A 21,627-nucleotide genomic window follows, 5' to 3' on the forward strand; every position below is an offset into this window, starting at 1 on the left:
CCGGACGGCAGACCGCAGGAAGGCCGTCCGGCCCGGCGGAGGCGGTGGTTCCTACAGCTCGGTCCAGGTGAAGGCCACCCGGTCACCGGCCTTGATCCGGAACTGGCAGCCGCCGACCGGGGTCGCGACGCCGTTGACGGAGATGTTCCAGTACGCCGTGGAGCCGCCGGCGCTGCCCGCGATGGTGGTCACGAAGTAGTCGTCGAACGAGGGGTACCAGATGCCGTCCCAGGTGAAGCCCGCCGCGCTCGCCGCGTCGTCGAGGGCGGCGGTGGGGGTGGCGCCGGGGGTGGGGTTGTGGCCGTTGTTGGTGCCGTCGCAGATGTGTGTGCCGCCGGAGGCCGTGGTGACGTTGTGACCGGTGGTCGTGATGTTGGAACTGTAGATCGTGGAGGTGGGGCCGGTGACCGTGAGGTGGACGGTCACCGGGGTGGCCAGGGCCGTCGCGGGGGTGGCGGTCGCCGCGGGGGCCCAGAAGGTGAGCGCGAGGGCGAGGGCCGCGGTGGCCGCGGCGAAACGCCGGGAGATGCTGCCGATCATGGGGTGGTTCTTCCTCTCGGAAAAGTGGGTGGGACGGGGATGGGGGTGGTCAGGAGGCGCGTCGGCGCAGACGTACGGCGTAGAGCGCGCCGCCTCCGCAGACGATGAGGGCCAGGGCCGCCGCGCCGTAGGTCAGGGCGGGCGAGCCGGTGGAGGCGAGCGGACCGCCGGAGGAGCCTCCGGTGGAGCCGGTGCCGGTGGAGCCGGAGGCCGCGGTCTCGGTGGCCGCAGCCGTGGCCGTGGCCGTGGCGGACGCCGTCGCGGTGAAGTCGGAGTAATCGGGGTACGAGTCCGCGGAGTCCGACGGGTCGGCGGTGGTCGGCGAGGTGTCGCCGGGCCTGTCGGACGACGTCTTGCTCGGCGTCGGCGTCGGGGTCGGCGTCGGGGTCGGCGTGGGAGTGGGGGTCGGCGTGGGAGTGGGGGTCGGGGTCGGGGTGGGCGTCTCCTCCGGAGCGCATTCGATGGCCGCGAGGTCCTCGGCTGCTCCCCTGCCGTCGATGTCGGCGAGCGACTCGCCCGCGAGCGCCGGGACGACCTGCGCGGTGGCGCGCAGCGCCGATCCGTCGGCCTTGGGCTCCAGGTAGCCCACCGCGCCCCGGTCGGCGGCCGGTGCGTCACAGCCGAGCTGCATGGTCCGCAGCCAGGCGATGCCCTTGACGGCGGCCTCGGCACGGCCTCCGGCGGCCAGCGCCTGGACGGCCAGGGCGGTGGAGTTGGAGTTGCCCGCCACGGGTGTGCCGAAGCCGTTGTCGCCGAAGCCGCCGTCGGACCGCTGCTGCTGGATCAGCCAGCGGAGCGCGGGCTTCACGTCCGCCTTGCGGTTCGCGGCCAGGAGCGCCTGGACGGCTATGCCGGTGCTGTCGGTGTGGGACTTGCACTTGGCGGGATCGGCACGGAAGTTCAGGGGATACCCGCCGTCGGCGCAGCGGGAGGCGGCGAGGAAGTCGACGGCCTTGGCCGGGAGTTTCCCGGTGCGTTCCAGGGCGAGGACGGCCAGGGACTGGCCGAACTGGTTGGACATGTCGCCGCCGACCCGGTCGTCGGTGAAGCGGCCGTTCTCCTGGAGCCGGCCGAGCAGCGTGGCCTCCAGGTCGTGGCCGCCGAACTTCTTGGGGTCCCGGCCCTGGACGGCGGCGACCAGGGCGAGCTTGGCGGTGCCGCCCATGTTCACCCTGCCGGGTGTGCCGCCGGTGACGTAGCTCGTGGCGTTGAGCTCCAGCCAGTCGGTCGCCCTGGCCGCCGCTCTGCCGCCCTTCCCGGTGGAGGCGAGGGCGAGGACGATGTCGGCGGTGAGTCCGTGGTCGCCCTTGGCGTTGCTGCCGTCGGTCAGCTTCGAGGCCATCCAGGTGGCGGCCGCGTCCGAGGGGGAGAACAGCGGTGCGGCGGCGGGGCCGTTCGCGGCGGCGGGGTGCGTGCCGCTCAGTCCGGCCGCCGCGATCGCGCCCGCGACGGCGAGGGCGGGTAGCGCTGCGGCCAGTCTCCGCAGGGGTCGCGTGGGCGTGCTCATCGGTACTCCTCGGTACGGCGGGACGGGTACGGGTCGGAAGCGGGTACGGGTACGGGTACGGGGTCGGAAGCGGGTACGGGTACGCAGGTACGGGGGCGGTCATGCGCGGGGAGGGTCGAAGACGACGGGCGCGTCGAAGGCGGCGCGCCGGGACGCCCGGCGCAGCACGGCCAGTACGGCGGGGCCGACCAGCACGATGGCGAGGAGGTTGGTGAGCGCGCGCCCGGTGTCCCAGCCGAAGGTGGAGGTGGTCAGCGTGAAGATGAGGAAGGTGTGCAGGTTCTCGGGGACCGTGGCGGTGGGGTCGAAGGAGAGCTGGGTGTCGGTCCCGGCGGTGAAGGGCCAGAACCACATGTTCATGAGGAGGCCGAATGTGTAGGCGGCGACGACTCCGTAGCAGGCGAGCAGGGCGATCTCGGCCCGTCCGGTGACCCGCCGGGGAAGCAGTCCCGCGCCGAGCCCGATCCAGGCGGAGGAGATCATCTGGAACGGCAGCCAGGGGCCGACTCCTGCGGTGAGCAGCGCGGAGGCGAAGAGCGAGAGCGCGCCGAGCACGAAGCCGAACCCCGGGCCGAACACCCGCCCGGCGAGCACCAGGAGGAAGAAGACGGTCTCGATGCCCGCCGTGCCCGCGCCGAGCGGCCGCAGTCCGGCGTTGACGGCGGAGAGCACGCCGAGGAGTGCGAGCGCCTTGGGGTCGATGCCGCCCGAGGACATCTCGGCGAGGACGACGGCGAGGACCACGGGCATCACGATGACGAAGATCAGCGGGGCGTCGGCGGAGTGGGCGACGGCCTCGGGCCGGGGCGGGGCGAACAGCGGCCAGAAGAACATGACCAGCCCGGCGGCGCTCGCCAGGGCCAGGACGACCCAGGTGCGCGGACGTATCCGCAGCACGGAGACGCGCCGGCCGGCGGCGCTCATGCCGTGGCCTCCTCTGCGGCGGCGGCGAGGGCGGCGGCGATCTGTTCCACGGTCAGCCAGGGATCGGGCGCGAGCACCTTGGCGACCTGTGGGGCGAACGCGGGCGAGGAGACCACCACTTCGGCGGTCGGCCCGTCCGCGACGATCTCCCCCTCGGCCATCACGATCACCCGGTCGGCGGCCCCGGCCACGAACTCCACGTCGTGGGTGGCCACCACCACCGCCCGGCCCTCGGCGGCGAGCCGCCGGACGATCTCGGTGAAGCGGGCCTTGGCGCGGTAGTCGAGCCCCCGGGTCGGCTCGTCGAGGAGTACGGTCCCGGGGGCCGCGCCCAGCTGTACGGCGAGTACGAGGGCGAGCTGCTGGCCCTCGGAGAGATCGCGGGGGTGGCGGTCGCCGGGGATCCCGGGGGCGATGGAGTCCAGCAGCGCGCGGGAGACGCCCGCCGCCGTGCCGGACTCGGTGTCGCCCTGGGCGCATTCGGCGTCCACGGTCTCCAGATAGAGCAGATCGCTCGCGGTCTGCGGCACCAGGCCGACCAGTGCCCGGGCGGCGCGCGCCGACACCTTCCCCGGGTCGGAGCCGAGCACGTCGACCGTGCCGGACCGGCGCGGCCCCGAGCCCTGGAGCGCCCACAGCAGCGAGGACTTGCCGGAGCCGTTGCGGCCCATGAGCGCGACGACCTCACCGGCGCGGAGTTCGAGATCCACCTCCCGTACGGCGATGGTCCCGCCGTAGGCGACGGTCACCCGCGCTCCCGTCAGCAGGGTCTTTCCGGCGGTGGGAGCGGCGGCGGCCGGGGCGCTGCGGGCGAGCCGCTTCCTCAGCGGTCCCGCGGCGCGGCGGGCGTCGCGCACGGAGAGCGGGAGCGGCCGCCAGCCGGCGAGCCTGCCCAGCCGTACGACCGGGGGCGCGACGTCGCTGTCGGCCATCAGCTCGGCGGGCGGGCCGTCGCGCACGGTGCCGTCGCCGACGAGATGGAGCAGCCGGTCCGCGTACTGGAGGACTCTCTCCACGCGGTGTTCGGCGAGGAGCACCGTCGTACCGAGGTCGTGGACGAGCCGGACGACGGCGGCGAGGACCTCCTCGGCGGCCGTGGGGTCGAGCGCGGAGGTGGGCTCGTCGAGTACGAGGACCCGAGGGTGGGCGGTGAGCACCGAGCCGATGGCGACGCGCTGCTGCTGGCCCCCGGAGAGGGTGCGCAGGGCGCGGCGGCGCAGTTCGGCGATGCCGAGCAGATCGAGGGTCTCCTCGACGCGTTTGCGCATCACGTCGGAGGGGAGGCCCAGCTGTTCCATGCCGTAGGCGAGTTCGTCCTCGACGGTGTCGGTGACGAATCCGGCCAGTGGGTCCTGGCCGACGACGCCGACGAGATGGGCGAACTCCTGGGGCGGGTAGTGGGCGGTGTCCTGGCCCGCGACGCTCACCCGGCCGCGCAGACGGCCGCCGGTGAAGCGGGGCACCAGCCCGTTGACCGCGCCGAGCAGGGTCGACTTGCCGACTCCGGTGGCTCCGGTGACCAGGCAGAGTTCGCCCTCGCCGATGTGGAGGCCGACGTCGGCGAGGGCGGGGCGCTCCGCGCCGGGGTAGTGGAAGGTCACCTGTTCGAAGGAGATCACGCGGCCGGCTCCTTGGCGGTGGAGACCGGTTTCGGTTCCGGTTCCTCCTGGGTGAGGGCGGGCGGGGGTGCCAGCCAGGCGGGCAGCGCGCCGACGAGGATCGCCAGGGCGGGCAGAACGGAGAGTTCGGGCCAGGTCAGGGGGGTGAGGGAGGGGTAGAGGCCGGCGGGGTCGAGCTGGGAGGTGAGATACATCAGGGTCGCGGCGGCGATTCCGGAGAAGGTGACGGCGAGTTCACCGGCCCGCCAGCGGTCCGGGCGGTAACGGCTGCGGCGCAGCCGCCGTCCGCCGAGTACGAATCCGGCGACGGCGACGAGGAGCCCGGCGGTCAGCATCGGCGCGCCCAGATAGACGGGGGTGGTGGCGTCCATGACTCCGTACAGCCCGGCGCAGACCCCGAGCAGGCCGGTGATCACCAGGAGTCCGGTGATCAGCCGGGTGGCGGGGTCGATCCGGCCGGTGCGGCCGTAGCCGTGCGAGGCCATCGCGGCGGCGAGCGCGAGCGAGCGGTTCAGGGCGTCCTCCAGCACCGGGACGAGGATTCCGCGCAGGGCGCGCGGCCCTTTCCGGCCGCCGGCCCGCAGTCGGCGGGCGCGGCGCACCCGCTGCACGCTCTCGACCAGTTGTGGGGCGACGGTGAGTGCGACGACGACGGCGGTGCCGATCTCGTACAGCGCTCCGGGCAGGGACTTGAGCATGCGTTTGGGGTTGGCGAGCGCGTTGGCCGCGCCGACGCAGACGACCATGACGGCGAGTCTGAGCCCGTCGTAGAAGCCGCCGAGGAGCTGTTCGGCGGCGACCGGGCCGAAGAGTCTGACTCCGGCGGCCCAGGCGGGCAGGGGGATCTGCGGGAGGGTGAGGAGGACGGTGTCGCCCTGTCCGCCGCCGAAGACGATCCGGAACACCACGCGGCCGGTGACGATGAACGCTCCGAGCAGCAGATACATCCGGAAGGCGAGGGCCCAGGGGGCGTCGCCGCGCCGCCGGACGACCACATGGCCGCAGACCGCGAGGATCAGCGTCAGCAGCAGGGGGTTGGTGGTGCGGCCTGCGGCGGTGGCCATGGCGAGCGCCCACAGCCACCACGCGCCGGGGTGCAGGGCGCGTGGCAGCGGCGGGAAACGGAGGGCCGCGAGGGGCGGGAGGGAGGGGCGTGCGGTCATGTGGGGTCGTCGGCTCTCGCCGCGCGCCGTCTGCGCCACGCGGTGGCTCCGGCGGCGAGCAGCAGCAGGGCGAGGGCGGTGAGGCCTGCGACCGTGCTGAGCGGGATGCCCCGGTCCGCCGCCCCGGTGGCCGCGGTGGTCTCGTCGGCCTCGGTTCCGCTGTCGCCGTCGCCGGTCCACTCGGGGGCCTCGCCGGGGGTGACGGCGGTGCCCGGGACGGGTTCTTCGGACGCGGCCGGTGTGGTCCCGGTGGAGGGGGTTTCGCTCTTCCCCCCGGTCTTGGCGGGGGCGCTCGGTGCCGCCGGGCGCGAGCCGTCGGCCGATCCGCCACCACCGCCACCGCTGCTGCCGCTGCTGCTGCTTCCGGATCCCGTCGAACCGGTTCCGCCCGTCGAGCCGTTGGAGCCACCGTTCGCGTGGTCTCCGCCGGAGCCGCCGGACTGGGAGCTTCCGCCATTCGACGAACCGCCCCCGTTGGACCCTCCGCCGGACGAGGAGCCGTCGCCGGTGGGCCCGGCGGTCGGCCCGGACGACGGCTTCGGCTTGGGCTTCGGCTTCGGGGCGGGGGACGGGGTGGGGCGTAAGGGGGCGAGGCGCGGCGGCGTACTGGCCGTCTCCGTCTCGTTCATGGAGAACGACCAGCCCTCGAAGCTGCCCGGCGGGGGCTTGCGGTTCATCACGCCCCACTGGCTGTAGCTCCACTTCCCCCGGTCGGGGGCGTGCCAGTACGACCAGTAGGCGGAGGCGGGCGGGGTGTCGACGCAGGACTCGTCGGCCGGGCCGGGCCTGCCCTCGATCCGGCAGATGAACGCCTCGCCCCAGCGGTTGGTCCCGGCGATCCGAATGCCCGCGTTCTTCAGCGCGGCATGGCCGGTGGCCTGGTCTCCGGGGGCGCAGCGGACGACGGTGGTGCCGCCGAGCCGCTGGAAGTCGATGACGACGGTCACGCCCTTGTCGTCAGGGCAGTGCCCGGGCGTCCCCTTGCCCTGGTCGATCGCGAACGCCGGTGGCGCGAGGGCGACTTCACCGGTGAGTCCGATTCCGGCCGAGGCCGCCGTCAGGGTGAGCGCGAGGCCGATCGCGCGCGGGGCGCGGAGGCCGCGCCGGTCGGTTCTCATGATGGCGTGCCCTCCTGGCGGCGCGGGGCGGGGTGTTCGGCGGGGCCCGCGGCGGCCGGCGGAGCGACCGTCCGTAATGTCCAGAGCATGACATTCCAGCGGGCGGGGGCCGGGCGGGCCGAGGGGCGCGGGGCCGTACGGGAGAGGCGCGGCACACGGCGGGCGGCGACGGCTCGTGCCGTCGCGCCCGGCATCCCGGCCGCGACTCTGGCGCCGGGTCTGACGCCGATCATCCGAAGGACCCTCCCGGTGAAGGCCGGCATCGGGACCCCGGGCGGGCTTCGCACACGACAAACCCCTGACGCGTATCCGCGGTGAGGACGGATACGTCAGGGGCCCGAGTGGTTCAGATACCGGGCTCCACTCTGCAGACCATGACAGTGAGAAGCAGTGCGCACACACGGCTGGGCGGTCCGACTCGCGGCACAACGGGTGCGGTGCCGCTCACGGTTGCAGGTCAGCGCCGGATTCCCACCGGCTTTCCCCATCCGTACGCGTATGAAGTTGTCGGCCCCGTCCACCTGGATCACTCTGTTCACGCAGGCGGGGACAGCCGCATCCTATGTGCGCCCCAACCGTGCCGCCACCCCTTGAACTGGGCTTTCCATACGCGAGGATGGGATCGGCCACGATCATCACTCGGGAAGGAACGGCCCATGGACCCGGACGCGACCGAAGCCGTACTGCTGCGCGCCGAGGGCCGCGCGGCCCGTATCACCCTCAACCGGCCGCGCGCCCTCAACGCCCTGACCCGTCCGATGGTCCGAGCGGTCGACACGGCGCTCACCGCGTGGGAGCGCGACGGGAGCGTGGCCGTGGTGGTGCTCGCGGGGGCGGGCGAACGAGGGCTCTGCGCGGGTGGCGACATCCGGGCGATCCGCGCGGACGCCCTCGCGGGCGGGCGCGCGTCCCTGGAGTTCTGGCGGGACGAGTACCGGCTCAACGCCCGGATCGCGCGCTTCCCCAAGCCGTACGTCGCGCTCATGGACGGCATCGTGATGGGCGGCGGGGTGGGCGTCTCGGCCCATGGGAGCGTACGCGTCGTCACCGAGCGCTCCTCGGTGGCGATGCCGGAGACGGGCATCGGCTTCGCCCCCGATGTGGGCGGTACGTATCTGCTGTCGCGCGCCCCCGGGGAACTCGGCACCCTGCTGGCCCTCACCGGAGAGCCGGTGGGCGCGGCGGACGCCCTGCTGTGCGGGCTCGCGGACCACTTCGTACCGGCGGCGCGGCTGACCGGGTTCGCCGCCTCCCTGACGGACTCCGAGGTCGCGGACGCCGTACACCGCTACGCCGAACCCGCTCCGGAGGGTCTGTTCGCCGCCCGGCGGGAGTGGATCGACTCCTGCTGCGCGGGGGACTCGGTGGAGGAGATCGTGGAACGGCTGCTCGACCACGGCGATCCCGGCGCGAAGGAGGCGGCGCGGACCATTCTCACCAGGTCGCCCACCTCCCTCAAGGTCACCCTCGCGGCGCTGCGCCGGGCGCGGGCGCTGGGGTCCCTGGAGGAGGTGCTGGAGCAGGAGTACCGGGTGTCGTGCGCGGCGTTCCGCTCCCCCGATCTGGTCGAGGGGGTACGCGCTCAGGTCGTCGACAAGGACCGGCGTCCGCGCTGGTCCCCGGCGGAGCTGTCCGGGGTGTCGGAGGCGGCGGTGGAGCGGTTCTTCGCCCCGCTCCCGGAGGGGGTGCCCGGCCTGTTCGGGGACGGGGAGGGGAGCGGGGCGGGGAGCGGGGTCTAGCGGGTGGGGCGGAGCAGGAGGAGGGCGATGTCGTCGCCGTGGCGGCCTGCCGGGGTGTCGGGGCCGACGAGGGCGTCGGCGATGGCTTCGAGGGGGCCGGTGGCCCCGGCGAGGCGGGTGGCGAGGGCGGCGAGGGCGTCGTCCATGTCGGTGCCGGGGCTCTCGACCAGTCCGTCGGTGTAGAGGGCGAGTACGGATCCGGGGCGCAGGGTCATGGTGGTGGTGGGGTAGTCGGCCGCAGGATCGACGCCGAGCAGGGGGCCGCCCGCGATGTCCAGGACGCGGACGGTGCCGTCCGGTTCGCGGAGGAGTGGCTGGGGGTGTCCGGCCCGGGCGAGGTGGGCGCGGTGGGCGCGCAGATCCAGGTGGAGGTAGGCGCAGGAGGCCAGCAGATCCTGGTCGAGGTCGATCAGGAGCCGGTTGGTGGACTCCATGACCTGGCCGGGGGGCTGGCCGACGGCGGTGTAGGCGCGGACGGCGGTGCGGACCTGGCCCATCAGGGCGGCGGCGGTGACGTTGTGGCCCTGGATGTCGCCGATGACGGCGGCGGCGGTCCGGCCGGTGGGGATGAGGTCGTAGAAGTCGCCGCCGATGTCCATGCCCTCGGTGGCGGGCCGGTAGCGGGCGGCGACCTCCAGTCCGTCGAGGGCGGGGAGGGAGCGTGGCAGCAGGGCCTCCTGGAGGCCGTGCGCGAGGCGGTGTTTGGTGTCGTACAGCCGGGCCCGCTCCAGGGCCTGGGCGATCAGCCCGCCGAGGCCGGTGAGCACGGACCGTTCGTCGGTGGAGAAGCGGTGCTCCTCGGCGAAGCCGAGCACACAGGTGCCCACGGGCCGTCCGGAGGCGATGAGCGGGAGATAGGCCCAGGCCGCCATGCCGTCGGGGGTCGCGTACCGCTCGGGGTAGACGCGCTCCAGCTGTTCGCGGGACTCGAAGAACGACGGCACTCCGGTGATCAGGGACTGGGCCCCGGGGATCTGGGAGGTGAGCGGCACTCCGTCGAACCGCTCCACGACCTCCGGGTCACGGTAGCCGCGGTGGCCCAGGACGCGGAGGCGGCCGTTGTCGGCGGCGAGGATCACCAGTGCGCTGCCGCCCAGGGAGGGCATGATCTCGTCGGCGACCAGGCCGATCACGTCGGAGACCCCCACGGCCTCCGTCAGCGCGATCGCCAGGTTGGCGATGTGGGAGATGGTGACCAGCCGGGGCGGACGCCCGCCCCGGCTCTCCTCAGCCGCGCTGTCGCTCACCCCGGCCCGGGCCGGGGTGATGTGGACGCTGACGCCGTCGCGGCCGGGGTGCAGCCGGAAGGAGAGCCAGTCGCGCGGCGGTCTCAGCACGCTGAAGGAGGTGATGTGCTGGCTCAGCATCGCCGCCCGGTAGCGGTCCTCGTACACGGGGTCGTTCAGATAGGGCAGCGCGTTCCACAGCTGGCTGCCGGTGAGCAGGGGGACCGGGATGCCGAGCAGTTCGCCGGTGGCGGCGTTGGCGTAGGTGACGCGCCCGTCCACATCGAGGCCGCACATGCCGTCCGGCAGCCGGTCGAGCATCCGTACCGCCTCGGTCGCGGCGGAGTCGGCGGCCGGGGCGTCGGAGCGGGGGAACTGCGGCTCGACGACGAGCGGCCTGCCCTGTTCGGCGGCGCGCCGGAGTCTGAGCGCGAGATGGTCGCAGGCGGCGGTGATCAGGGCGTGCTCAGTGGCGGACAGCTCGGGCGGGTGGGAGGCGGGCCAGGTGATGTAGAGGGCGCCGTAGGGGATTCCGGCGCTGATGAGCGGCGCGGCGGCGAGGCAGTACGGGTACGGCAGGACGACGGCGATACGCGGATAGCGGCGGGCCATGTCCTCCTCGCCCGCGACCCAGACCACCCGGCCCTCGCGCACCGACTGGGCGACGGGGATGGGGGCGGTGAGGGCGACCCGCTCCCAGGGCGCGGAGAAGGCGCGGGGCAGGCCCGCCTTCACGGCCATCTCCAGCATCCGGCCGCTGTCGCCGCCGCCGGCCGGTGAGCCGCTGAGCAGATAGAGCGCGCCCGAGTGCGCGTGGACGTCCTCCATCAGCCCGGCCAGGGCGAGTGACAGCGACGGCTGGAAGCCGCCCTCGTCACCCCGGCGGGCTCCGTCGCCGCCGCGGCCCGACGCTGCGGCCCCGGGGGCACGCGGCCCGGTCAAGCTGAAGCACCTCCTCAAGCCCGCTCATCACCAAGGCTGCCGGGTGACGCGGTTTCTCGCACGGCGGGACGGGTGGCGGCGGGCCGCGGCCGGGGCGGCGGCCCGTACGGCGTGGCCCGCGACGGCCCGGGCGGCGGCCGGGGCAGTGGCTGCGGCAGCGGCCGGGGCAGGAGCGGCCGACACCTCGATCTCGGCGCGTTCGGTGACCCCGTTCACGGTCACCGCGAGGGCCGCCGTCCCCGGGCGCAGTGCCGTGAGACGGCCCGTCGCCGGGTCGAAGGCGGCCGTGTGGCGGGCCCCGGCGGTGTGCGCCGGGCCGAGGTGGAGGCGGCGGGAGCCGGTCCAGTCGACGCTGAGCGGGAAGGCGGCGGGAACCTCGCGTACACCCTGCGTGACCGTGGCCCGGACCTCTTCGGCGGAGCCCGGCGGCAGCCGGGCGGGGGCATCGAGAGCGAGGGCGTCGACATGGGCGCGGGTCTGCACCGAGAGCCAGTCGGGCCGGGCCCGCCAGGGCCGGCGGCGGGCGGCGGAGCGCTCGTCGGGGCCGACCCGGTCGACGCCGACCAGGGACCAGCCGGTGAAGCCGCCCCGGCCGGCCGGGCCCGCCGGGCTCTTCCCCGAGTTGCCGTTGATCAGATACGGCACGCCGTCGATGTGTTCGGCGTGGAAGACGCCCGCGTGCGCGCCGATGAACGCGGCCCCCTTGCCGGTGGTACGGCGGAACTCGGCGAGCCAGCGCTCGATCAGCGCCGCCTCCTTGCGGTCGCTCAGCCGGCTGCCCTGCCCGGGCGTCGGATCGCGCGGCGGCACATGCTGCACCAGGACGACCGAGCCGATGCCCGGATCGGCCGCCGCCTCGTCGAGCCGCTCGCGCAGGGCCCTGATCTGGGCGAAACCGCCGCCGCGCAGGGTGAGACGGGAGGTGTCCAGGGTGATCAGCCGGGTGCCCCGGTGGTCGAGGACACGGTGCGCGGGGCCGAACTCGGCGGTGAAGTTCCCGATGCTCCCGCCCATGACCTCGTGGTTTCCCGGAACGTACAGCCAGGGCAGCTCCCCGCCCGATTCCCCGCCCAGCTCCTCGGTCAGCACCCGCCGCGCGAACGCCAGATCCGCCGGTGAACCCTCGTCCACCAGATCGCCGTTGACGAGGAGGAAGTCGGGGCGGGCCGCTTTGATCTCGCGCAGGGTGCGCCGGGCCTGCCGGACGATCGCGCTGTCGGGGTCGCGGGCGACGAACTGCGCGTCGGACATCACCGCGAACCGCCACTCCCGGCCCAGGGTCTCCGCCTCCGTGTCGATCAGGGGGTCGGGGGCGCGCGGCCGGTCGGGCAGCTCCACGGTGGGCGGCACCTGCGCGGCGAGTCCGTCGACGACGACCTTTCCGGTGTACTGCCGGGCCGCGGCGGTCTCGGCGAGATAGAAGCGGTGCACCGACAGCGGCGTCGCCGCCCCCGGCGGCACCGTGAAGGTCACCCGCCGCCCGCCGGTCCAGGTGAGATACGGGCCGCGCAGCAGCTGGTCGGAGCCTGTCGCGTCCTTGAGATGGAGGGTGGGCCAGGCCCCCTGTCCGTCGCCGTCGATCCACAGGGTCAGCGATCTCGGCTGTCCGGCCAGGGAGATCGGCCGGGGCGGACTGGCGTAGGCGGCGCGGGTCGCCGTCGAGCGGGTGAAGTCGTACGTCAGTTCAAGGCCGGTGCCGTCGTGTCCCTGAGGGGTCGCCGCGACCGAGCCGCCCGCGCGGGCGTGGGCGAAGGTCCAGGAACCGGCGTCGTCGAAATCGGCGACCGGCTGTTCGGTGAGACCGACGGTGACCGCGAGCGAGGTGGTCACGGTCCGGGCGCCCCGACCGCCCCGGACGGTCGCGGTGACCTCTCCCGCGCCGCCGCCGGTGCGCGCGGTGACGGTGAAGGAGCCCTCGCCGTCGTCGCCGATGCCGAAGAGCGAGCCGTCGTGGGTGAGGCGTACGTCGGCGGGCTCGACGGGCGCGCTGTTGCCCCGGGCGTCGAACCCGACGATCCCGAACGTGCCGGTGGACCCCGCGCCGTCGAGTCCGAGCCGGCCGGTGGTGGGCTCGATCCGTACGAGGTCGTCCAGCACGGTCAGTTCGACGCTGCCCCGGGCCCCGGCCCGTTCGGCGTGGACGGCGGTCGTGCCGCCCCGGCGGGCCCGGAAGACGCCCCGGGCGTCGACGCGGCCCACCCGGGGCCGGGCCGTGCGCCAGTTCGGGGCCCCCGCGGCGGGCCCGTAACTCTCGTCGTACCCGGCGGCGGTGAGCCTCCGGGTCAGCCCGGGGAAGACGCGCTCGGGGTGGCCGCCGCGCACGGGGTCGGCGGTGGGCGCGCCCGCGGCGGGCGTCTGGGTGCGCACCCAGTAGCCGTGCGGCTCGCCGCTGCCGTCGGGCGCGGTGAGCGCGAGCCCGTTGGGCACGGTGCGCTCGCTGCCGTCGGACGGGCTGTTCTCCACCTGGAGCACGTCGCTGCCGGGGGTGCGGGCGAGGAGGGTGGAGGAGCCGCCGCCGTCGAGGTTGAGGGCGCTGTGCGCGCCCGCCTCCTTCAGCATCACCCCGAGTTCGGTGAGGGTGACACCGCCGCTGTCGGCCTGGCGTCCGTCGACGGTGACGATCCGCAGGGCGCTGCCGTCCCGGGAGAAGCCGACGGCGGTGCGGGGCGCGGCGGTGTTGTTCGGCCTGCCGTCGTGGTTCTGCGGCACCCCGTCCACGACGAGGAGTTCGCGTCCGCCGACCGCCGTGCGGGGCACCGGGCCGCCGTCCGTGCGCGGCCGGAACTCCAGGCTCACCGCGTCGCCGGGGCGCAGCGCGGCGAGTCTGCGCGCGCCGTCCTCCCGGCCGGTCAGCACGGTGGTGCCGGGGGCGAGGGGTGCGCTGCCGGGGCGGTCGGCGACGGAGACCACGCGCCCGTCGCGGACGGTCGCCTCGGCGACCTCTCTCGCGCCGTCGACGGTCAGGGCGCGGTCGGCGCTTCCCCAGGCGGGGGTGTAGGCCCCGATGCCGCCGGCCGGGACATTGGCCGCGTTGTAGGCGGTGAGCGGGTGCGGGCCCGTGGGCAGGGTGAGCGTTCCGTCGAAGTAGAGCCGCAGGATCCGGCCCGCGAGGCCGGGTCCGACGCCTGCGGCATGGTGCGCGCCGGGGGCGGGCGAGTGGGTGATCTCGCCGTTCCGGATGCCGGGGCCCTGGGGGGCGCCGGTCTGGGCGATGTCGAAGAAGTCCGCGTTGACGGCGGCGACGGTACGCCGCCCGGGCCCCGGGTCGTGCCGGGCGGCGAGGCCGGAGACGGTGTCGCGCCCGGTGACCTCGCCGGTGGAGAGGTAGTCGGCCGTCACTCCTTCGGCGGTGAGGTCGACGGAGAGCGCGTCGACGCGCAGCCAGCGGTCGGCTTCGAGACGGTCGTACGAGGTGAGGCTGATGCCCCGGGCGATCGGCCGGGATTCGCGGGCGGTCTCGATGCCGTCGCCGTCCACCACGGCGCGCGGCCGCCCGGCGGAGCCCGTACCGCCGGTGCCCGGCGCGCTCGCGGGCGGCGGTGCGACGGGCCGCAGGACTTCGGCGGCGTTCGCCGGGCGGGGGTCGTCGCCGGAGTCGGCGGCGGCCACCGGGAGCGCTCCCGCCGCGAGGGCGGACACCGTCCCGATCACCACGAGAACGCGCCGGGTTCTGCCTGTCCCGCCCCTGCCCACGATGCCTCCCGGGTGACCGTCGGCCGCGCGCCGGCCGAGCGCCGTCAGCGGACAGCATCCCGGGAGCGGCCCGGGGACACCAGGGCGCGGGCGTCGCGAGTCACGCCGGGGGGCTCCTCGGGCGGAGTGCCCGGGGGTGTGCCACCGGGGTGCGCGCCCCGGTGGCACGGGCTGTCCCGCGGGCCCGGCCGGCGCCTGTCGGACTCCGCCCGGTGGGCGGGGGCCGGGCATGCGAGCCCTGCGGGAGGGTGTCCGCCCGGTACGAGCCGGACGGCGAAGGGGCTCGGCGTGGCGCTTCGGCGTGGTGCTCCCGCAGGGCGGGTGCGCACCGGATGAGCGGCGGACGGCGGACGCCGGACGGCTCCGGGGACGCGGGGTGGCCGGGCCCGGGCTGCCGCCGTCGGGCGTTCGTCACTCGTACGGGCGATGGCGCCCCCGGCGGGCGGAACGGGCCCCGGACGGAGGGGTCAGCGGGACGGGCCGTCGCTCTCGGTGTGGGTGCGGGCACGGGCGCCGGCGCGGGTGCGGCCGGCTGTGACCGGGCGGTCCGGATGGCGGCGGAGATACTCCTCCTCCAGCTCGGCCATCCGGGTGGTGTGCGAGGCGAGCGCGGCCGGAGCGCCGTGCAGCAGGGTGTCGTGCCTGCTGCGGTGGATGTTCTCCAGCTCCCGGATCAGCTCCTGCTCACTGAGGCGGGCGGCCTCGATGCCCCTGCGCTGGTTCTCGGACTCCGTCATGGCGGCCGTTCTCCTTCCGTCCGGCGGCCTGGGTCGTGTCTCGCCCACGCCGGCGGCCCGGGTGTCAATCCCGACTCTGCGGGAACCCGTGGAGTGCGCGCCATCCGGCGGCCGTGCCCGTCCGCCGTCTCCCGGCGGGCCGCGGGACACGCTCGGGAGGCCCGTGACTCGCGGGGAGGGGGGCCCGGGGGCAGGATGGGAGCCGAATCCCCGCCGCGCACCCCGGCCGACCAGCCGGGTCCGCCGAGGGCGGGCCGTGGACCGCGTACGTCCCATCCCAGGACATGAGGGCGATGAACGAGAAGACGGACCCGGCCTTCGCGCCGGGGATGGCATCGAGCACCGAGATGGTCGGCGCGCCGTGCTGGGTCAGCCTCATGGCCCGGGACCTCGCCGCTTCGCAGGAGTTCTACGGCTCGGTGCTGGGCTGGGACTTCCGCAGGGGAAAGCTGGGCGACGGATTCAGTGTGGCGCTGGACGACGGCGCTCCGGTGGCCGGGATCGGGGGCCTGGCGGGCACCCTTCAGGTGGCCGTGGCCTGGACGCCGTACTTCGCCGTCGCCGACGCCGATGTGGCGGCGGCGCGCATCCGGGAGCGCAGCGGGACCGTCGCGGTGGGCCCGCTGGCGTTCTCGCTGGGGCGGGGGGCGCTGGCGGCGGACCGGGACGGGGCGGTCTTCGGGATCTGGGAGGGGGCGCTGATCCCGGACTGGCAGTCCGGTCATCAGGACGCGCCCGCGTGGCTGCTGCTGCGGACGCGGGACGCGTTCGACGCGGCGATCTTCTACGGCGAGGTGCTGGACTGGGCCGCCGAGCGGTCCGGGAGCTGCGATGTGAGCTATGAGAACGAGGAGGTCGTGCTGATCAGCAATGGGCATGTGCTCGCCCGGCTCGGCTCGGGGGCGCGGGGCGCGGCCCCCGACCCGATGGCGCGCCCGCGCTGGGATGTCCATTTCCCGGTCTCCGACGTGGACGCCACCTGCCGGGCGGCGCGCGACGGGGGCGGCACGGTGTTCGGCCGGTGGACGACCGACGCGGATGTGGACGAGGCGGCCCTCGCCGATCCGGACGGCGCGCTGTTCACGATCACCGGCCGCTGACGGGCGGGCGGGGCGCGGCCCGGCCGGTCCGGTCCGGTCCGGTCCGGTCCGCGTGGCGCTGTCCGCGTGGCGTTACCGGCCCTCCTGCCTGCGGCGGCGGGCCTCCTTCAGCGCGGCCTCCTCGCTCCGGCCGCTCTCCTTCTCGCGCAGCCCCTCGGCCCGCAGCCGCTCATTGTGCAGCGCGATGCCGTCGGCCTCCTTCTTGCGGCCTTTCACCTGCTTCAGCTTCGCCTTCACCCAGCCCATGGCCCGGCCTCCCTCGTACATCCGGTGGTGTGCCGTACCCCCAGTGTGGCCCGAGCCGTTCCGTAACGCCGGGTGGCCCGGCCGGGCCGCCCGTCAGCGGGGCGGGGTGATCTCCGCCCAGACGACCTTGCCGCCGTCGACGGGCTCCGCCCCCCACTTCAGGGAGAGCCGGTCGAGCACGATCAGTCCGTGGCCGCCGGGCTGCGAGACCGCGCGGGGGCGGCGGCGCGGGAGGTCGGGGCTGGGGTCGGACAGCTCGATCCGGAGGCGGTCGGGGGTGTGGCGCAGGACCAGCTCTGTCGGGCCGCCTGCGTGCAGACAGGCGTTGGTGACCAGTTCGGAGACGAGGAGGAGGACGTCCTCGGTCCGTTCGGCCCGCCCGCCGCTCTCCGGGGTCCAGCCCCAGTCGGCGAGCGCGCGCTCGGTGAAGTCGCGGCAGCGGCTGACCACCCGGGCCGTTCCGGACAGCGGCAGCCGTCTGGTCTGGCTCTGGCTCTGCCGCTGCTGCTGTCGCTGCTGTCGCTGCTGTCGCTGCTGTCGCTGCTGTCGCCCGGAACGAGCCGGGTGGTCCGTGCTCATCGGTCTCCTCCGGCCGTCGCTCTGTCGAGACTGGCAGGGCGGGGTCCGTACCGCCAGTGGGACCCGGGCGTCCGCCGGGGCGGGGCGGCGGTTCAGTGCCGTGCGGTACGGCGGTGCTTCCGCTCCTCGGCCCTCCGGCGGAGGGCGTCCAGCCTCGGATGCTTCTCGCGCTGTTCCCTCGCGCCCCGGTCCAGCTCCTCCAGCAGCCGCCGGGAGCGGTGCCCGGGGTCGAGTTCGTCCAGGATCCGGTCGATCTCGGTGAGCAGCGCGCCGTGGAGCTGCCAGTGGCGCGGATCGCGGCGGACGCCGTCGAGGAGCAGTTCCGCCGTGCGCTCGCGGGCGGCCGAGGCGGAGGCCAGCTCTCCCGCCAGCCGCCGCTCCGCCGCCTCGGCGCTGGCGCTGACCTGGCTGGTGACCAGGACCGCGAAGCTCACCAGGGCGTCGGCGACATGGGCGAGCAGCTCTTCGAGGGCGCGCCCCACCTCCGTCGGGAAGAGCCGCTCCTCGCGGCGCTGCACGGCGAGGTCGGTCATGGTCCGGGCCATCACCCGCAGCACCACCGCGCAGATCTCCAGCGTGTCCAGGCCGGTGCGGAGCACCACCCGGTTGAGCAGCCCTTCCCTCACCCTGGGGTTGAGCCTGAGACTGTCCTCGGCCTGCCGCAGGGCGGCGTCCACCTCGGCGATGTCGTCGTCGATCCGGCGTGCCTCGTGGAGCCGGGCGGCGGCGGTCTCCACGGTGGTGGGGCTGCTCAGCTCCTCGCCCATGCTGAGCAGCAGTCCGCGCATCCGGCGCGACAGGCCCGCCAGGGACTCCCCCGCGCTGCCCACCCACACGGGCGGCAGCAGCACATTGAACAGCAGCCCCACCACCGCGCCGATGAGCGTTTCGAGGACCCGGTCCCACGCGGTGTCCGCCACTCGGGTGACTCCGAGGACGAGCATCGCGCTGATGGCGACCTCGGGGACGAACTCGCCGACGCGGACCGTGTATCCGACGGCCAGCGAGGCCAGGATGATCAGCCCGAGGCTCCACCAGGAGAGCCCGACGAGCACGCTGAAGGCGCTGGCGATGAGCACGCCCGCGACCACGGAGTTCACCCGGCGGATACCGGTGGTGAGCGTCGAGTACAGCGTCACCTGGACCACCAGCAGGGCGGTCAGGGGCGCGGTGAGCGGGGCGGGTTCGCTGCTCAGCCAGAGGGCGACGGCGTACGCGATGGTCGCGGCGGCGGTGGCGCGCAGGGTCTGGACCACGGCGGGCTCGCCTCGGCACCTTCTGATGAAGGTGGCGATCCGCTCGATCCGCCCGCCCGCCGGCTTTCGCGTCTCAGCCAATGCCGCCACCCGGGTGCCTCGGGGAGCCGGCCGGGCTCCCCCCGCCCGCCAGGGTCACGAAGGAGTACGGGGCCCGGGGGCCCGAAAGCACGACGCGCACGCCCGGCGCGCGGGGGATCAGCCGGTTGAACTCCTCCACGAACGCGGCGCAGGCCGCCCGCCGTACGAGATAGGCGGCGTCCAGGAGTACGGGACCGGACTCGCCGGACTCACCAGGCTCACCGGTCTCACCGGGCCGGGGCGTTCCGGGGCCCGTGCGGACGGCCTCGGCGTGCCGGGCGAGCCGCTCGTGAAGCAGCCTCGGCACCGCGCCGACGGGCTCCCCGGTACGCCGTCCGAACCCCTCCGGGTAGACCGTCACTCCCCATTCGAGCCGCCCTTCGAGCCGCTCCAGCGTGGGGACGAACCGGGCGCGGCCGTAGGCGAGCAGCTCGCGCACGGCGTCGTCGTCCGGGCGGACGGTGGCGAGCCGCAGCGGCAGCGGGGAGGTGACGGAGACCAGGGCGGCCACCACGTTGTCGTGGGCGCGGGTCAGTTCGGCGAGCCGGACGGGGTCGTCGAGGCGCCGCCGCAGCGGGACCTCCGCGAAGTCGGCCTCGGGTACGGAGGACACCACGGCGACCAGGCCGCCCTCCGCGACGGTGTGGGCCGGGGCCCCGGCGACGCCGGTGAGGGCGACGGGCAGCGGCGCGCGGAAGGGGCGCGTCACGGCGTACACATAGCGCACGGTGCTCATGCCGGACTCCCATCCGTTCCACGTCCCCCTCGGGGTCCTTCCAGTGTGCCGGTGGCCGCCCGGGGCGCGCCGGGTGAGAGTGGGAGAGGACGGTGGGCGGGCGGCGGGAAGGAGCGGCCATGGATCCCCGGGAGGCACTGGACCGGATCGCGTTCCTGCTGGAGCGCTCGCTCGCGAAGACCTATCGGGTACGGGCGTTTCGCGGCGCTTCGGCGGCGCTCGCCCCGCTGTCCGACGAGGAGATCGCGGCACGCGCCGCCGACGGGACCCTGGAGGCGGTCAAGGGCGTCGGGCCCAGGACGGCCGGGGTCGTACGGGAGGCGCTGGCCGGGGAGGTGCCCGAGTATCTCCGGCGGCTCATGGAGGAGGCGTCCGTGCCGCCGGCCGAGGGCGGGCGGGAGCTGCGCGCGCTGCTGCGCGGGGACTGCCATCTGCACTCGGACTGGTCGGACGGCGGCAGTCCGGTCGAGGAGATGGGCCGGACGGCGATCGCGCTGGGGCACGAGTGGGCCGTGCTCACCGACCACTCGCCCCGGCTGACGGTCGCGAACGGCCTGTCGGCGGCCCGGCTGCGCGAGCAGTTGGAGACGGTGGCGGAGCTGAACCGGGGGTGGGCCCCGTTCCGGCTGCTGACCGGCATCGAGTGCGACATCCTGGCGGACGGTTCGCTGGACCAGGACCCGGAGCTGCTGGACGAGCTGGATCTGGTGGTCGCCTCGGTCCACTCCGAGCTGCGGATGGAGCCGGTGAAGATGACCCGCCGGATGGTCCGGGCGGTGAGCAGTCCGCTGGTGGATGTGCTGGGGCACTGCACCGGGCGGCTGCTGATCGGCCGTGAGCGGACGGGCCGGGGCCGGTCGGGGACCAGCGGCACCCGCCCGGAGTCGCGCTTCGACGCGGCGGCGGTCTTCGAGGCGTGCGCGGCCCACGGCACCGCCGTGGAGATCAACTGCCGTCCGGAGCGGCTGGATCCGCCGATGCGGCTGCTGGACACGGCGCTGGCGGCGGGGGTGTTCTTCGCCGTGGACACCGACGCGCACGCGCCGGGGCAGCTCGACTGGCAGCTCATCGGCTGCGACCGGGCGGAGCGCGCCGGGGTGGAACCGGAGCGGGTGATCAACACCTGGAGCGCCGGGGAGCTGCTCGACTGGACCCGGGGCCGACGGCCCTCACCGGACGGGCGGCCGGGGTCTGGTCCCGGCGGCCGGGGGTAGACGAGCCGGTATGACGGTCGCGAAGACAAGTGTGCTCGTACTGGACAGTGCCGAGCCGATGCAGCTGGCGGAGTTCTACGCCGCGCTGCTCGGCGCGGACCTTCATCGCGGGGACGACCCCGAATTCATCGAGATCATCGGCCAGCGCGGGGTCCATCTGGCCATCCGCCGGGATGCCGGCCACGCCCCGCCGAGCTGGCCCCGCCCCGAGGGCTCCCACCAGGCCCATCTGCGGATCCTGGTGGACAGCGACGACATGGACGAGGCGGAGCGGGAGGCGGTCGGGCTGGGTGCGCGGCCGGTGGACGCGAAGGAGAACAGCGGACCGCGCGAGGTCAGAATCTACGCCGACCCGGCGGGCCACTCGTTCTCGCTGGCGGTCTCCCCGCCGCCGCTGCCAATCTGACGGCGGACGGCGGGACTACGGGGTGCCCGGCTCGCGGAGCACGCCGATCTTGTCGATGCGGTGTTCGGGGTTGCCGTGCTCGTCGCGCCAGAAGTTCCCGGCGGCGTCGTCCTCCGGAGTGGCGCAGGTCGAGATGGTGATCATGGCTTGGGTGGGCCGCTCGCCGGGGTGCCCGGGGACCGGGGCGCGCTGTTCGGCGAGGGAGCGGGCGGACCGGAAGGAGGTCTGCCGGGTCTCGGTGATCTCGTACGTATGGCTCCGGCCGCCCGCCGTGACGGTGACGGTGTCGCCCGCGCGGAGTTCCGGCAGATCGCGCAGCGGGCCGCCGGCGGTGAGCCGGTGCGCGGTCACCAGGTAGTTCCCCTTCTCACCGGGGCCGACTCCGCCGTGTTCCCCGTAGGGGCTGGCGGCGTCGCCCCGGTTCTGGATGCGGGTGCCCTCGGTGTCGTCGGTGGTGCCCTCGTAGGGGACCACGGGCAGATCGTGGAGACCGATCGCGGGGATGGACAGCTTGGCGGTCAGCGTCCGGGCCTCGCTCTCCCGCCGCTCGGGCGAGGAGGAGGAGGAGGCCGAGGACGACGGTGTGGGTGTGGGTGTGACCGCCCGCGCGCTGGTCGCGGCGGCCTCCGCAGGTCTCGCGTCCGCCACGGTTCCGCAGCCCGCGATCAGCGCCAGCAGTGCGGAGGCGAGGGCGAGCGGCAGGGCTCGGGGTGCGGCCATGGGCGGTCCGGAGGGTCGGCCGGCGGGGGCCGGGCACATGTCGGCGGGAGCCGTGGCGACGGGTCGGTCAAGTGTTCCCGT

The 21,627-nt window shown here is 74.7% G+C and carries 19 protein-coding genes; 4 read left to right on the forward strand and 15 right to left on the reverse strand.

Annotated elements, in window-relative coordinates:
• Positions 1-51: 51 nt before the first annotated feature.
• From IE247_RS11935 to IE247_RS11965, 7 genes are all read right to left on the reverse strand, one after another.
• Entirely contained in the window at positions 52-540 is a 489-nt protein-coding gene (locus IE247_RS11935; RefSeq protein WP_190122997.1) for a DUF4430 domain-containing protein, read from the reverse strand.
• Between the two features lie 49 nt (positions 541-589).
• Positions 590-2,047, reverse strand: a complete 1,458-nt coding sequence (locus IE247_RS11940; protein ID WP_190122998.1) for a prenyltransferase/squalene oxidase repeat-containing protein — start codon at positions 2,045-2,047, stop codon at positions 590-592.
• Between the two features lie 99 nt (positions 2,048-2,146).
• Positions 2,147-2,971, reverse strand: coding sequence for an ECF transporter S component (locus IE247_RS11945; protein ID WP_190122999.1), 825 nt, complete (start codon positions 2,969-2,971; stop codon positions 2,147-2,149).
• Positions 2,968-4,590, reverse strand: a complete 1,623-nt coding sequence (locus IE247_RS11950; protein ID WP_190123000.1) for an ABC transporter ATP-binding protein — start codon at positions 4,588-4,590, stop codon at positions 2,968-2,970. The genes IE247_RS11945 and IE247_RS11950 overlap by 4 nt, the downstream gene beginning before the upstream one ends.
• Positions 4,587-5,753, reverse strand: a complete 1,167-nt coding sequence (locus IE247_RS11955) for a CbiQ family ECF transporter T component (RefSeq protein WP_190123001.1) — start codon at positions 5,751-5,753, stop codon at positions 4,587-4,589. Before IE247_RS11955 ends, IE247_RS11950 begins: the two co-directional genes overlap by 4 nt.
• Entirely contained in the window at positions 5,750-6,871 is a 1,122-nt protein-coding gene (locus tag IE247_RS11960) for an SCO2322-related protein (RefSeq protein ID WP_190123002.1), read from the reverse strand. The genes IE247_RS11955 and IE247_RS11960 overlap by 4 nt, the downstream gene beginning before the upstream one ends.
• A complete protein-coding gene (locus IE247_RS11965) occupies positions 6,868-7,104 on the reverse strand; it encodes a hypothetical protein (protein WP_190123003.1) in 237 nt (78 codons plus the stop codon). The genes IE247_RS11960 and IE247_RS11965 overlap by 4 nt, the downstream gene beginning before the upstream one ends.
• A 423-nt stretch (positions 7,105-7,527) precedes the next feature.
• Between IE247_RS11965 and IE247_RS11970 the strand changes: the two genes are divergently transcribed.
• Positions 7,528-8,610: an enoyl-CoA hydratase/isomerase family protein gene (locus IE247_RS11970; RefSeq protein ID WP_190123004.1), complete on the forward strand. Its 1,083-nt coding sequence runs from the start codon at positions 7,528-7,530 to the stop codon at positions 8,608-8,610.
• Here IE247_RS11970 and IE247_RS11975 read toward each other — a convergent pair.
• The 3 genes from IE247_RS11975 to IE247_RS11985 form a co-directional block, all read right to left on the reverse strand.
• Positions 8,607-10,664 carry a SpoIIE family protein phosphatase gene (locus tag IE247_RS11975; RefSeq protein WP_190123127.1) on the reverse strand — a complete coding sequence of 686 codons (2,058 nt, stop codon included), beginning with the start codon at positions 10,662-10,664 and terminating at the stop codon, positions 8,607-8,609. The genes IE247_RS11970 and IE247_RS11975 overlap by 4 nt on opposite strands.
• Positions 10,665-10,805: 141 nt before the next feature.
• Entirely contained in the window at positions 10,806-14,417 is a 3,612-nt protein-coding gene (locus IE247_RS11980) for a phosphodiester glycosidase family protein (RefSeq protein ID WP_229869065.1), read from the reverse strand.
• Between the two features lie 521 nt (positions 14,418-14,938).
• Positions 14,939-15,208, reverse strand: a complete 270-nt coding sequence (locus tag IE247_RS11985) for a DUF6158 family protein (protein WP_190123006.1) — start codon at positions 15,206-15,208, stop codon at positions 14,939-14,941.
• Between the two features lie 293 nt (positions 15,209-15,501).
• Here IE247_RS11985 and IE247_RS11990 point away from each other — a divergent pair, with 293 nt between their 5' ends.
• Positions 15,502-16,308 carry a VOC family protein gene (locus tag IE247_RS11990; protein WP_190123007.1) on the forward strand — a complete coding sequence of 269 codons (807 nt, stop codon included), beginning with the start codon at positions 15,502-15,504 and terminating at the stop codon, positions 16,306-16,308.
• A gap of 72 nt (positions 16,309-16,380) precedes the next feature.
• On the opposite strand, the gene IE247_RS11995 is transcribed toward IE247_RS11990, so the two are convergent.
• The 4 genes from IE247_RS11995 to IE247_RS12010 all read right to left on the reverse strand — a co-directional run bounded on the left by IE247_RS11995 (position 16,381) and on the right by IE247_RS12010 (position 19,206).
• Positions 16,381-16,554 (reverse strand): hypothetical protein, encoded by a 174-nt coding sequence (locus IE247_RS11995; RefSeq protein WP_190123008.1) that lies wholly within the window; start codon positions 16,552-16,554, stop codon positions 16,381-16,383.
• Between the two features lie 93 nt (positions 16,555-16,647).
• Entirely contained in the window at positions 16,648-17,133 is a 486-nt protein-coding gene (locus IE247_RS12000; protein ID WP_308433220.1) for an ATP-binding protein, read from the reverse strand.
• Positions 17,134-17,225: 92 nt separating this feature from the next.
• On the reverse strand, positions 17,226-18,470 hold the full coding sequence (locus tag IE247_RS12005; protein ID WP_373305543.1) for an FUSC family protein: 1,245 nt from the start codon (positions 18,468-18,470) through the stop codon (positions 17,226-17,228).
• Positions 18,463-19,206 carry a GvpL/GvpF family gas vesicle protein gene (locus IE247_RS12010; protein WP_190123009.1) on the reverse strand — a complete coding sequence of 248 codons (744 nt, stop codon included), beginning with the start codon at positions 19,204-19,206 and terminating at the stop codon, positions 18,463-18,465. Before IE247_RS12010 ends, IE247_RS12005 begins: the two co-directional genes overlap by 8 nt.
• 119 nt (positions 19,207-19,325) lie before the next feature.
• On the opposite strand from IE247_RS12010, the gene IE247_RS12015 reads away from it, so the two are divergent.
• A complete protein-coding gene (locus IE247_RS12015; RefSeq protein ID WP_190123010.1) occupies positions 19,326-20,420 on the forward strand; it encodes a PHP domain-containing protein in 1,095 nt (364 codons plus the stop codon).
• A 10-nt stretch (positions 20,421-20,430) separates the two neighbouring features.
• Complete coding sequence (locus tag IE247_RS12020; RefSeq protein WP_190123011.1) at positions 20,431-20,826, forward strand: VOC family protein; 396 nt, start codon at positions 20,431-20,433, stop codon at positions 20,824-20,826.
• A gap of 15 nt (positions 20,827-20,841) precedes the next feature.
• Here the strand turns inward: IE247_RS12020 and IE247_RS12025 are convergent, their stop codons facing one another.
• Positions 20,842-21,546 carry a class E sortase gene (locus IE247_RS12025; RefSeq protein ID WP_190123012.1) on the reverse strand — a complete coding sequence of 235 codons (705 nt, stop codon included), beginning with the start codon at positions 21,544-21,546 and terminating at the stop codon, positions 20,842-20,844.
• Positions 21,547-21,627: the final 81 nt, after the last annotated feature.

Source organism: Streptomyces inusitatus (assembly GCF_014651115.1).
In the GTDB taxonomy this organism is placed as follows: Bacteria; Actinomycetota; Actinomycetes; order Streptomycetales; family Streptomycetaceae; genus Streptomyces; species Streptomyces amakusaensis.

What these genes read in the sequence shown, in the direction of transcription:
- IE247_RS11970 (WP_190123004.1), top strand. Translation starts at nt 7,528, where the DNA reads ATGGACCCGGACGCGACCGAAGCCGTACTGCTGCGCGCCGAGGGCCGC.
- IE247_RS11945 (WP_190122999.1), bottom strand. Translation starts at nt 2,971, where the DNA reads ATGAGCGCCGCCGGCCGGCGCGTCTCCGTGCTGCGGATACGTCCGCGC.
- IE247_RS12010 (WP_190123009.1), bottom strand. Translation starts at nt 19,206, where the DNA reads ATGAGCACCGTGCGCTATGTGTACGCCGTGACGCGCCCCTTCCGCGCG.
- IE247_RS11990 (WP_190123007.1), top strand. Translation starts at nt 15,502, where the DNA reads ATGAACGAGAAGACGGACCCGGCCTTCGCGCCGGGGATGGCATCGAGC.
- IE247_RS12025 (WP_190123012.1), bottom strand. Translation starts at nt 21,546, where the DNA reads ATGGCCGCACCCCGAGCCCTGCCGCTCGCCCTCGCCTCCGCACTGCTG.
- IE247_RS11955 (WP_190123001.1), bottom strand. Translation starts at nt 5,753, where the DNA reads ATGACCGCACGCCCCTCCCTCCCGCCCCTCGCGGCCCTCCGTTTCCCG.
- IE247_RS11975 (WP_190123127.1), bottom strand. Translation starts at nt 10,664, where the DNA reads ATGGAGGACGTCCACGCGCACTCGGGCGCGCTCTATCTGCTCAGCGGC.
- IE247_RS11995 (WP_190123008.1), bottom strand. Translation starts at nt 16,554, where the DNA reads ATGGGCTGGGTGAAGGCGAAGCTGAAGCAGGTGAAAGGCCGCAAGAAG.
- IE247_RS12020 (WP_190123011.1), top strand. Translation starts at nt 20,431, where the DNA reads ATGACGGTCGCGAAGACAAGTGTGCTCGTACTGGACAGTGCCGAGCCG.
- IE247_RS11935 (WP_190122997.1), bottom strand. Translation starts at nt 540, where the DNA reads ATGATCGGCAGCATCTCCCGGCGTTTCGCCGCGGCCACCGCGGCCCTC.
- IE247_RS11965 (WP_190123003.1), bottom strand. Translation starts at nt 7,104, where the DNA reads ATGATCGGCGTCAGACCCGGCGCCAGAGTCGCGGCCGGGATGCCGGGC.
- IE247_RS12000 (WP_308433220.1), bottom strand. Translation starts at nt 17,133, where the DNA reads ATGAGCACGGACCACCCGGCTCGTTCCGGGCGACAGCAGCGACAGCAG.
- IE247_RS12015 (WP_190123010.1), top strand. Translation starts at nt 19,326, where the DNA reads ATGGATCCCCGGGAGGCACTGGACCGGATCGCGTTCCTGCTGGAGCGC.
- IE247_RS11960 (WP_190123002.1), bottom strand. Translation starts at nt 6,871, where the DNA reads ATGAGAACCGACCGGCGCGGCCTCCGCGCCCCGCGCGCGATCGGCCTC.
- IE247_RS11985 (WP_190123006.1), bottom strand. Translation starts at nt 15,208, where the DNA reads ATGACGGAGTCCGAGAACCAGCGCAGGGGCATCGAGGCCGCCCGCCTC.
- IE247_RS11940 (WP_190122998.1), bottom strand. Translation starts at nt 2,047, where the DNA reads ATGAGCACGCCCACGCGACCCCTGCGGAGACTGGCCGCAGCGCTACCC.